Genomic DNA, 10,845 nt, shown 5'->3' with positions numbered 1-10,845 from the left:
GGCTTTGCGTCAAGTCGGGGGGCCCGGTGGCGGCGCCGATCGTGGCGAGGCTGCGCCTCGCGGAGGCCCCCGGGGTCAGGCGGGTAGTTCGGAGGGAGGTCCTTCGGACCGGTAGGCCGGCAGGCCGATCTGGCGGCGTCGCCGGCGTTTGACCAGGGCCCAGGGGATGCGGCGGCCGCCGCTCTCCGCCGCGCTCACCTCGGTGCCCTCCTCGGTGACGGCGCTGGCCGCCGCGTCGGCCACCGGCAGCAGCCGTTCGCGGCGTGCCGCCTCGGCCCGCTCCTCGGCGGGCCAGACGCCCACCGCGTCGCACAGCGTCGGCAGGATCGCCATCGCCGCCGCCGCGTATCCCTCGGCCGACGGGTGGTAGCGGTCGGGCCCGAACAACTCGCGGGGGTGTGCGGCGAACTCGGGGCCGAGCAGCGCGCCGAGCGAGACCGTGCGCCCGCCGAGTTCCACCACCGCGATGGTCTGCGCCGCGGCCAGCTGGTGGCAGAGCCGCCGGGCGATCCAGCGCAGCGGCTGTGCCACCGGTTCGACGGAGCCCAGGTCGGGGCAGGTGCCCACGATCACCTGGCTGCCGGCGGTGCGCAGCCTGGCCACCGCCTCGGAGAGGTACTTCACCGAACGCGCGGGCGTCACCCGGCCGGTGATGTCGTTGGCGCCGATCATGATGACGCAGACGTCGGGCACCGGCGCCCGGCCGGGCTCGGTCAGCAGCAGTGAGACCTGCCGTTCCAGGTCCGACGACCTGGCGCCCGTCAACGCGACGTTGTGCAGTTCCACCGCCCGCTCGGAGACGGCCGCGAGCCCCGACGCCAGCAGCGCGCCCGGCGTCTGCCCGGCGCGGTGCACGCCGTAGCCGGCCGCCGTGGAGTCGCCCAGTATCGCGAGCCGCCAGGGCACCCCGGTCGTGGGGGCGAACGCGTCGCCGTAGAGGCCGTCGGAGACCGGCGGTTCGTCGTCCCAGCCGGCGCCCAGCCTGCTCCGCGCGTAGCGCACCTCGGTCAGCAGCAGGCCCGCCGCGGCGCCGCCCAGCACGCTGAGACCGCCGCCGCCGTAGGCGGCCGCGGTCGCGATCCTGCGTGCCACCCTCGCCCTTGACATGGCCGCCTCCCACCATCCGTCCATCGCGTCTCTCCACACATGTGGTGCCCAGCGCGGTGTGCCGCGCAACGCAATAGGGTGATGTCCGGTGGGCGGACGGAACCGCCACCGATCCGTCCCGGATATGCGGAGACCCAGGTGCAGTATCACGAGTCGATGATCGACCTTGTCGGCAACACCCCGTTGGTGAAGCTCAGCCGAGTGACCACCGGGATCAGGGCGACCGTCCTGGCCAAGGTGGAGTACTTCAACCCCGGCGGGTCGGTCAAGGACCGGATCGCGGTGCGGATGATCGAGGCCGCCGAGGATTCGGGGGCCCTGCGGCCCGGCGGCGTGATCGTCGAACCGACCTCCGGCAACACCGGCGTCGGGCTGGCCATCGTCGCCCAGCGCAAGGGGTACCGCTGCATCTTCGTCTGCCCCGACAAGGTCTCCACCGACAAGATCAACGTGCTGCGCGCCTATGGCGCCGAGGTCGTGGTCTGCCCCACCGCCGTCGACCCCGAGCACCCCGACTCGTACTACAACGTCTCCGACCGGCTGGTGCGCGAGACGCCGGGCGCCTGGAAGCCCGACCAGTACAGCAACCCGGACAACCCGCGCTCGCACTACGAGACCACCGGGCCCGAGCTGTGGAAGCAGACCGAGGGGCGGATCACCCACTTCGTGGCCGGCGTCGGCACCGGCGGCACCATCTCCGGCACCGGCCGCTACCTCAAGGACGTCAGCGGCGGCCGGGTGCGGGTGATCGGCGCCGACCCCGAGGGCTCGGTGTACTCCGGCGGCTCCGGGCGGCCCTACCTGGTCGAGGGCGTCGGCGAGGACTTCTGGCCCACCGCCTACGACCGCGACGTGGCCGACGAGATCATCGCCGTCTCCGACAAGGACTCCTTCCAGATGACCCGGCGGCTCGCCCGCGAGGAGGGCCTGCTGGTCGGCGGCTCCTGCGGGATGGCCGTGGTCGCCGCGGTCGAGGCGGCCAGGGAGCTCGGGCCCGACGACGTGGTGGTGGTGCTGCTCCCGGACGGCGGCCGCGGCTACCTGAGCAAGATCTTCAACGACGAGTGGATGGCCGACTACGGGTTCCTGGAGGGCGGCGAGCCCGAGCTCCGGGTCGGCGACGTGCTGCGCGGCAAGGAGGGCGCCCTGCCCTCGCTGGTGCACATGCACCCGGAGGAGACGGTCGAGCAGGCCATCGAGGTGCTGCGCGAGTACGGCGTCTCGCAGATGCCGGTGGTCAAGCCGGGCGCCGGGCATCCGGACGTGATGGCGGCCGAGATCGTCGGCTCCGTGGTCGAACGGGAACTGCTCGACGCGCTGTTCGGGCGGCGCGCGGCGCTCGGCGACCCGCTGGAGAAGCACCTCAGCCCGCCGCTGCCGCACGTCGGCTCGGGGGAGCCGGTGGCCGACCTGATGGCCGTGCTCCGGGAGGCGGACGCGGCGGTGGTGCTCGTCGAGGGGAAGCCGACGGGCGTGGTCAGCCGGCAGGACCTGCTGACCTTCCTGGCCGCCGACCGCTGACCGTGGACCGCTGACGCGGACCGCTCGCGGGGTTTCGTCGCACGGCGGTACGGCTTTCGCGGAGACGGCAAACAGAACCCGAAGTGTCACGGCCGGGCAACGCGTCGTTAACACCCGTCCGGCAGAGTTCTGGATGTCGGCACCAAGGACCTCCGGAGCGGCTCCCGGACCTCCCTGGTCGCCCGGACGCGAGGCCCCGACCCGGCCCGCGTCCCCGCGGGGACCGCCGTCGTCCCGCCCCTGGTGGCAACACCGGGGTGCGGCGGTCCCCGCCAACACTCTTCTCCCCGCCCGGTCGGTGTGCCGGCTCCCGCCGCTCTCCGGCGGCCGCGGGCGGCCGCGGGCGGCTCAGTCCCAGTCGTCGTCGCGGGGCCGCTTGTGCTCGTCGCGGCGGAGTGCCACCTGGGCCACGTAGCAGGCGTTGACGCCGACGATCCCGGCCCAGCACAGCAGCAGCCCCGACACCCCGCCCTGCGCGGCCGCGATCGCCGACAGCGGGATGGCCAGCACCAGCGAGAGCGCGGCCAGGCCGAAGGCCACGCCGGGGCCCTGCGACTCGGCCTGCGGCCCGGCCGACGGGCGGCCGCCGCGCGCGACCACCATCTGCTGCTCCGCGAGCTGACGCCGCACCCGCTTGTCCACGGTGGCGTCGATGCGCTGCTCCACCTTGCCGAGGAACGAGTCGATCAGCTCGGCCTCGTAGCTCTCGCCGAGCTCCTTGCGCGTCTGCACGGCGGCCTCCAGGTCCCCCCTGAGGTCGGCGTCGTGGTTCAGGTCGCGGTCACTGGCGCTCGTCATGCCGCCCACCGTACGACCGCCCGCCCGTGCCCCACAGTAGGGATAGCCCCCATATCGGCTCGGGGCTTTCCCGAACCCGCGGTCGGGGTGGGCGTAGGGGGCGTCTGCATAGGATGGCGCGGTGAGGCGGACGAGCGAGCCGGACGGGGCGAGCACCGAGTTGCTGCGGCTCTTCGAGGGACACCGGCTGACCCCGACCCAGCGGCGCATCGCGCACTGCCTGGTCCGGCGGGCCGAGGAGGCGCCGTTCCTCTCCAGCGTCGAGCTGGCCGAACTGGCCGGCGTCAGCCAGCCGTCGGTCACCCGCTTCGCGGTCGCGCTCGGCTTCGACGGCTACCCGGCGCTGCGGCGACGGCTCCGGGAGCGCGCGCGGGAGGCGGGCGAGCCGGCCGACCGGCGCGGAAACGTGTACCAGCGGGCGGTGCTCGCCGAGATCGAGCAGCTGCGGCGGTTGGCGGCCGAGCTGTCCGACCCGACGCGGATCGAGGAGGCCGGGCGCCGGCTGGCCGCGTCCCGGCCGCTCCCGGTGCTGGGGCTGCGGGCCGCGGCCGCCGAGGCGCGCGGCTTCGCCTACTTCGCCGCCAAGGTGCACCCGGAGGTGCGGCTGCTCGACGAGGGCGGCTCGATGCTGGCCGACCGGCTGGACGCCGCGGTGGCGGCCGGGGCCAGCGCGCTGCTGTGCTTCGTGCTGCCGCGCTACCCCCGCGAGGTCGCGGAGGCGCTCGACGCGGCGCGGGCCGCCGGCCTGCGGGTGGTCATGGTCACCGACAGCGCGCTCACGCCCGTGGCGCACTCCGACGACCTGCTGCTGACGGCCCCGGTCAGCACGGCGCTCTCCTTCGACACGGCCTGCGCGCCGACCCTGCTCGGCCGTACCGTCCTCGAGGCGATGTGCGACGCGCTGCCCGACGCCCAGGCGCGCCTCGACGCCTTCGACACCAGGGCGGCGGCGCGCGGCCTCTTCCTCGACTGAGGGACTGGACAGGCCGGGGGGGCGGCTCGGGACCCCTCCCGAGCCGCCCCGGGTAGTAACGGGCCCATGAGGAAGACCGGGATCCGGAGCCTGGCCGTCGCCGCGACGGCCGCGCTCGCCCTGACCGCGACCGGCTGTGACGCGTCCAGCCCGCTGAGCACGCCGACACCGACCGACCCGACGGAGCCCACCGGTTCGACAGAGCCCACCAGTTCGACGGAGCCCGCCGAACCCGCCGAACCCGCCGAACCCGCCGAACCCAGCGAACCCGCCGGAGAGCCGGCGCCCCCCGGTGCCGACGACCCCTGCTTCGACGGCACGTGCGAGGTCACCGTCCGCGAGGGCACGGAGCTGCCGCTGGACGCGGCGCTCGGCCTCACCGGGCTGCTGGTCACGGACATCGGACCCGACCCGTACTTCGGCAGCCCCTCGGTGACCCTGGACTCCTACGACGGCTCCACCGCCACGGGTTCCGGCAGCGGCAGCGCGGGCAGCACGCTGGGTTTCGACTCCCTCCGCGTGGACCTCGCCGCGGTGGACGTCGATGCCGGGACCGCCGTGCTCGTCCTGTCGGTGGACGGCTCCTCGGCCTGAGCGTGGCGCCTCACAGGCCGCCGCCGTGCTCGGCCACCAGCTCCGCCAGCGACTGCGCGTGCCGCAGCGTGGTGAAGGCGACGGCGCCTTCCTCGGAGACGGAGAAGCCGAGGACGGCGGGGCGCGGGAGAGCGTTGTAGGCGAGGGGGGTCGAGAAGTAGTAGGCGCCGGTGTCGAGCAGCGCGACGACGTCGCCGGGGACGAGCCGGGGGAGGGGCCGGTCGCGGGCGGTCAGGTCGCCGGCGAAGCAGCAGGGGCCGGCGACGTCCTGGCGCACCGGCGGTCCGGAGCGCGGCGTGCCGGTCGCGTCGTAGGCGGCGACCCTGAGCGGCCAGGACTCGGGCGCGAAGGCGGTGCGGACGGCGACCTGGGCGCCCGCGTGGGTGAGGGCGACGGGGCGGCCGCCGGCCGACTTGGTGTACTCGACGCGGGCCAGGATCAGCCCCGACTTGGCGAGCAGCGACCGGCCGAACTCGGTGACCAGGCCGTAGCGGCCGTCGAAGAGCCCGGGGACGGCCTCGCGCAGCAGCCGGGCGTACTCCGCGAAGGTGGGGCTGACCTCGTCGGAGGCGAAGTTCACCGGCAGGCCGCCGCCGATGTCCAGGCTGTCGACCTGCCGCCGGCCGGCCGCCGCGTTGATCTCCTCGGCGAGCTCGTGGATGGCGCGCACCCCGGCGGCCATCCGGTCGAGCGGGACGCCCTGGGAGCCGACGTGGCAGTGCAGCCGGGTGAGCCAGGGCCGGTCCAGATAGGCGCGCAGCACCCACTCGCGCGCCCCCTCGTCGGTGAGTGCGACGCCGAACTTGGACGTGGCGGTGGCGGTGCTCATCGCGTCGATGGCGCCGCCGCCGAGCTGGGGGTTGATCCGCAGGCCGAGCGGTCCGTGCGCCGGCGCCTCGGCGCGCAGCGCGTCGACGCGGTCCAGCTCCTGCCGGCTGTCGACGTTGAGCGCGATGCCCAGGGCCAACGCCTCCCGCAGCTCGGCGCGGGTCTTGGCGGGGGAGTCGAGGACGACACGGTCGGCGGTGACGCCGGCGGCGCGGGCGAGGGCGAGCTCACCGGGGCTGGCGACCTCGCAGCCGATGCCGAGGCCGTCGAGCAGCCGGAGCAGCGGGACCAGGGTGCCGGCCTTGACGGCGAAGGTGTGCAGTACGCGTTGGCCGGGCGCGGTGACCTCGGCGAAGGCAGCATGGAGTGCGGCGGCCGTCCGCTGGACGCCGTCGAGGTCGAGCAGGGCGACGAGCGGCCGCTCGTCGGTGAGCGGGCGGTGGGCGAGCGCGGCCCGGACGGCCAGCTCGCGCCGGGTGGCGGCGTCGGGAGGAACAACCATGTGCCACAGCGAAGCACGCTTTCCGGGCGGATCGGAGATTGGTCGTTGACTGAAATTATTCAGAGCCTGGAAGGTATGAATAGCGATCGTCACAACCGGCGTCGTCCGAACCTCAACGGGGAGGCAGTCCATGACAGGACCCCGGACCGTACGAGCGCCGCGCGGCGGTGAGTTGACCGCCCGGGGGTGGCCCCAGGAGGCGGCCCTGCGGATGCTCCAGAACAACCTGGACCCGGAGGTGGCCGAGCACCCGGAACGACTCGTGGTCTACGGCGGGTCGGGGAAGGCGGCGAGGGACTGGCGTTCCTTCGACGCGATGGTCGCCACGCTGCGCGACCTCCGGCCCGACGAGACGATGCTGGTGCAGTCCGGGCGGCCGGTGGGGGTGCTGACCACCCACGAGTGGGCGCCACGGGTGCTGATCGCCAACTCCAACCTGGTGGGGGACTGGGCCACCTGGGAGGAGTTCCGGCGCCTCGAAGCCCTCGGGCTCACCATGTACGGCCAGATGACGGCCGGCTCGTGGATCTACATCGGCACCCAGGGAATCCTCCAGGGCACCTACGAGACGTTCGCGGCCGTGGCGGCCAAACGGTTCGGCGGCTCGCTCGCCGGCACGATCACGCTGACCGCGGGCCTCGGCGGGATGGGCGGGGCCCAGCCGCTCGCCGTGACCATGAACGGCGGCGTGGCGCTCTGCGTGGACTGCGACCCGCGGGCGATCGCCCGCCGCATCGAGCACGGCTACCTGGACGTGGCGGCCGACTCGCTCGACGAGGCGCTGGCGCTCGCCGAGCGGGCGGGCGCCGAGCGCCGGGCGCTCTCCGTCGGGGTGCTCGGCAACGCCGCCGAGGTGGTGCCCGAACTGCTGGCGCGGGGCGCGCCGATCGACGTGGTCACCGACCAGACCAGCGCCCACGACCCGCTGGCCTACCTGCCGCTCGGCGTGGACCTCGCCGACATGGCCGACCTCGCCGCCGAACGTCCCGCCGAGTTCACCCGGCGGGCGCGGGAGTCGATGGCCCGGCACGTCGAGGCGATGGTCGGCTTCCAGGACGCCGGGGCCGAGGTGTTCGACTACGGCAACTCGATCCGCGGCGAGGCCCGGCTGGCCGGCTACGGCCGGGCCTTCGACTTCCCCGGCTTCGTGCCGGCCTACATCAGGCCGCTGTTCTGCGAGGGCAAGGGCCCGTTCCGCTGGGCGGCGCTCAGCGGGGACCCGCGCGACATCGCCGCCACCGACCGGGCGATCCTCGACCTCTTCCCGGAGAACGAACCGCTGCGCCGCTGGATCTCGCTGGCCGGGGAGCGGGTCAGGTTCCAGGGGCTGCCGGCCCGGATCTGCTGGCTCGGCTACGGCGAACGCGAGCGGGCCGGGGAGCGGTTCAACGCGATGGTGGCGTCGGGCGAGCTGGCGGCGCCGGTCGTCATCGGCCGCGACCACCTGGACTGCGGCTCGGTCGCCTCCCCCTACCGGGAGACCGAGGGCATGCGGGACGGCTCGGACGCGATCGCGGACTGGCCGCTGCTCAACGCGATGGTCAACGTCGCCTCGGGCGCCTCCTGGGTCTCCATCCACCACGGCGGCGGCGTCGGCATGGGCCGCTCGCTGCACGCCGGGCAGGTCACGGTGGCGGACGGCAGCGCGCTGGCCGGCGAGAAGATCCGCCGGGTACTGACCAACGACCCGGGCACGGGCGTCATCCGCCATGTGGACGCCGGCTACCCGGAGGCGGAGACGGTGGCCGAGGAACGCGGCCTACGGGTCCCCATGCGGGTCCCCGGGCGGGGGGCCGCACCGGACCGCCACGGTGGCGGCGCCGCAGGCGCCGCCACCGAGCGGGGCGGCGACCGGTGACGGGCGCGGCGCGCCCGGGGCGGGCGCCGGACACCGGGCGTGCGGCGGCCACGGAGGCCGCCGGGGCCCCGGCGGCCGTGGCGGCCGGGGGCGCGCCGGCCTGGCGGCCGGGGCGGGACTTCCGGGCGATGTGGGCGGACCTCGGGCCCATCGGCCGGGACGCCGCCGGAGGGTATCGGCGGTTCGCCTGGACGGCGGTGGACGCCCAGCTGCGGGACTGGTTCCGTGCCGAGGCCGCGGCCCGCGGCCTGACGTACGAGGTGGACCGCAACGGCAACCAGTGGGCGTGGCTGGGCGATCCGGCCCGGGGCGACGCCGTGGTGACCGGCTCGCACCTGGACTCCGTGCCGGGCGGCGGCGCCTTCGACGGGCCGCTCGGCGTGGTCTCCGCGTTCGCCGCGCTGGACGAACTGCGGGCGAGGGGAGCACGGCCGCGCCGGCCGCTCGGCGTGGTCGCGTTCTCCGACGAGGAGGGCGCCCGGTTCGGCGTGGCCTGCGTCGGATCCCGGCTGGCCTGCGGGCTGCTCGACCCGGAGCGCGCCAGGGCGTTGCGCGACCCGGAGGGCGTCACCCTGGCGGCGGCCATGGAGCGCGCCGGACACGACCCGGCCGGCATCGGCCCGGACCCCGAACGGCTGACCCGCATCGGTGCCTTCGTCGAGTGCCACATCGAGCAGGGCCGGGGCCTGGTCGACCTCGGCCGGCCGGTCGGCGTGGGCTCGGTGATCTGGCCGCACGGCCGCTGGCGGTTCGACTTCGCCGGCGAGGCCAACCACGCGGGCACCACCCGGCTGGCGGACCGGCGCGACCCGATGCTGACCTACGCGCACACCGTGCTCGCCGCCCGCAAGCGGGCCAGGCTGGCCGGCGCGCTGGCCACCTTCGGCCGGGTCGCCGTCGAGCCCAACGGGGTCAACGCCGTGCCCTCGCTGGTCAGCGGCTGGCTCGACTCCCGGGCCGCCGACGCCGACACACTGGCCGAACTCGTCGCCGGCATCGAGCGCACCGCCGCCGAACGCGGCACCAGGGACGGGGTGGACGTGACGGTGACCCGCGAGTCCCACACGGCCGCCGTCGCCTTCGACGCCCGGCTGCGCGACCGGGCCGCCACCCTCCTCGGCGGGGCCCCCGTGCTGCCGACCGGCGCGGGACACGACGCGGGAATCCTCTCCGACGCCGTGCCCACGGCCATGCTGTACGTGCGCAATCCCACCGGGGTGTCCCACGCACCCGCCGAGCACGCCGACGAGAGCGACTGCCGGGCCGGGATCGCCGCACTGACCGACGTACTGGAGGACCTGGTGTGTCCCTGACCGCACAGCTCTACTGGACGGAGTACGCCTGGCTCAACGGCATCGTCGAGCCGGGTGTCGTGATCGCCACCGCAGACACCGGCCACATCACCACCGTCCGGCCCGGGGTCGCGGAGCCGCCGGTCGGCGCCGTGACCCTGCGCGGACTGACCCTGCCCGGGCTGGCCAACGCCCACAGCCACGCCTTCCACCGCGCGCTGCGCGGCGCCGCGCAGATCGGCGGCGGCACCTTCTGGACCTGGCGCAGCGGCATGTACGACCTGGCCGGCCGACTCACGCCGGAGAACTACCTGGCCCTCGCCACCGCCGTCTACGCCGAGATGGCCATGGCCGGCGTGACCTGCGTCGGCGAGTTCCACTACGTGCACCACAACCAGGACGGCACCCCCTACCGCGAGCCCAACGCCATGGGCGAGGCACTGATCGCCGCCGCCGCGGCGGCCGGCATCCGGATCACCCTCCTCGACACCTGCTATCTCTCCTCCGGCTTCGGCCAACCCGTCACCGCCCAGCAGCGGCGCTTCTCCGACGGCACCGCCGAACGCTGGGCCGAGCGGGCCGCCGGGCTGCGCCCCGGCACCCACGCCCGGATCGGCGCCGCCATCCACTCGGTGCGCGCCGTGCCGACGGACGCGCTCGGGACCGTGGCCGGCTGGGCCGCCGAGCGGCGCGCCCCGCTCCACCTCCATCTCTCGGAACAACCGGGCGAGAACGAGGACTGCCAGCGCGCCCACGGCCGCACCCCCGCCCGGCTGCTCGCCGACCACGGCGTGCTCGGGCCCTCCACCACCGCCGTGCACGCCACCCATCTCACCGACGAGGACATCGAGCTCATCGGCCGCTCCGACACCCGGGTCTGCGTCTGCCCCACCACCGAGCGGGACCTCGCCGACGGCATCGGCCCGGCCGCCCGGCTGCGGGCCGCCGGCAGCCCGCTCTGCCTGGGCAGCGACAGCCACGCCGTGATCGACCTGCTGGAAGAGGCCCGCGCCCTGGAACTCGACGAGCGGCTGCGCTCCCGCGCCCGCGGCCACTTCACCGCCGGGCAGCTGATGCGGGCCGCCGCCGAGCACGGCCACGCCGCCCTCGGCTGGCCGGAGGCCGGGCGGATCGAGCCGGGCTGGCTCGCCGACCTGACCACGGTGGCGCTCGACTCGGTGCGCACCGCCGGGCCGCCCCGTGAACTGGCCCTGGAGGCGGCGGTGTTCGCCGCGACCAACGCCGACGTGCGGCACACGGTGGTCGGCGGCCGGCACATCGTGCGGGACGGCGAGCACCAGCTGGTGCACGAGGTGCCGAGCCGACTGCACCGGGCCATCCGGGCGCTGCGGGACGGCGACTGAGGCGGGGC

General features: G+C 75.1%; 9 protein-coding genes. 6 read left to right on the top strand and 3 right to left on the bottom strand.

What is annotated here, in order from left to right; genetic code table 11:
• Window positions 1–75: 75 nt before the first annotated feature.
• Window positions 76–1,107, bottom strand: coding sequence for an SGNH/GDSL hydrolase family protein (locus tag E1283_RS22920; protein WP_243745029.1), 1,032 nt, complete (start codon window positions 1,105–1,107; stop codon window positions 76–78).
• Window positions 1,108–1,245: 138 nt separating this feature from the next.
• Here E1283_RS22920 and E1283_RS22915 point away from each other — a divergent pair, with 138 nt between their 5' ends.
• The gene (locus E1283_RS22915; protein WP_132820008.1) at window positions 1,246–2,628 is read left to right on the top strand and encodes a cystathionine beta-synthase; all 1,383 of its coding nucleotides are present in this window, start codon (window positions 1,246–1,248) and stop codon (window positions 2,626–2,628) included.
• Window positions 2,629–2,976: 348 nt separating this feature from the next.
• Here the strand turns inward: E1283_RS22915 and E1283_RS22910 are convergent, their stop codons facing one another.
• Complete coding sequence (locus tag E1283_RS22910; protein ID WP_132820007.1) at window positions 2,977–3,426, bottom strand: hypothetical protein; 450 nt, start codon at window positions 3,424–3,426, stop codon at window positions 2,977–2,979.
• A 121-nt stretch (window positions 3,427–3,547) separates the two neighbouring features.
• Between E1283_RS22910 and E1283_RS22905 the strand changes: the two genes are divergently transcribed.
• Window positions 3,548–4,399: a MurR/RpiR family transcriptional regulator gene (locus E1283_RS22905; protein WP_207930494.1), complete on the top strand. Its 852-nt coding sequence runs from the start codon at window positions 3,548–3,550 to the stop codon at window positions 4,397–4,399.
• 66 nt (window positions 4,400–4,465) lie between these two features.
• A complete protein-coding gene (locus E1283_RS38205; RefSeq protein WP_207930496.1) occupies window positions 4,466–4,993 on the top strand; it encodes a hypothetical protein in 528 nt (175 codons plus the stop codon).
• Between the two features lie 10 nt (window positions 4,994–5,003).
• On the opposite strand, the gene E1283_RS22895 is transcribed toward E1283_RS38205, so the two are convergent.
• On the bottom strand, window positions 5,004–6,323 hold the full coding sequence (locus E1283_RS22895; protein WP_132820006.1) for a type III PLP-dependent enzyme domain-containing protein: 1,320 nt from the start codon (window positions 6,321–6,323) through the stop codon (window positions 5,004–5,006).
• Between the two features lie 130 nt (window positions 6,324–6,453).
• Here E1283_RS22895 and hutU point away from each other — a divergent pair, with 130 nt between their 5' ends.
• From hutU to E1283_RS22880, 3 genes are all read left to right on the top strand, one after another.
• On the top strand, window positions 6,454–8,181 hold the full coding sequence (hutU, locus tag E1283_RS22890; protein WP_132820005.1) for a urocanate hydratase: 1,728 nt from the start codon (window positions 6,454–6,456) through the stop codon (window positions 8,179–8,181).
• Between the two features lie 128 nt (window positions 8,182–8,309).
• Complete coding sequence (locus tag E1283_RS22885) at window positions 8,310–9,494, top strand: allantoate amidohydrolase (RefSeq protein WP_132820009.1); 1,185 nt, start codon at window positions 8,310–8,312, stop codon at window positions 9,492–9,494.
• Complete coding sequence (locus E1283_RS22880) at window positions 9,485–10,837, top strand: formimidoylglutamate deiminase (protein WP_207930493.1); 1,353 nt, start codon at window positions 9,485–9,487, stop codon at window positions 10,835–10,837. The genes E1283_RS22885 and E1283_RS22880 overlap by 10 nt, the downstream gene beginning before the upstream one ends.
• The last annotated feature ends 8 nt before the right edge of the window (window positions 10,838–10,845 follow it).

Origin of the sequence: Streptomyces hainanensis (assembly GCF_004348415.1) — a bacterium.
Taxonomy (GTDB): Bacteria; Actinomycetota; Actinomycetes; order Streptomycetales; family Streptomycetaceae; genus Streptomyces; species Streptomyces hainanensis.
Note: the sequence above shows the minus strand (reverse complement) of the source record. Positions and strands in the feature narration are given on the sequence as shown.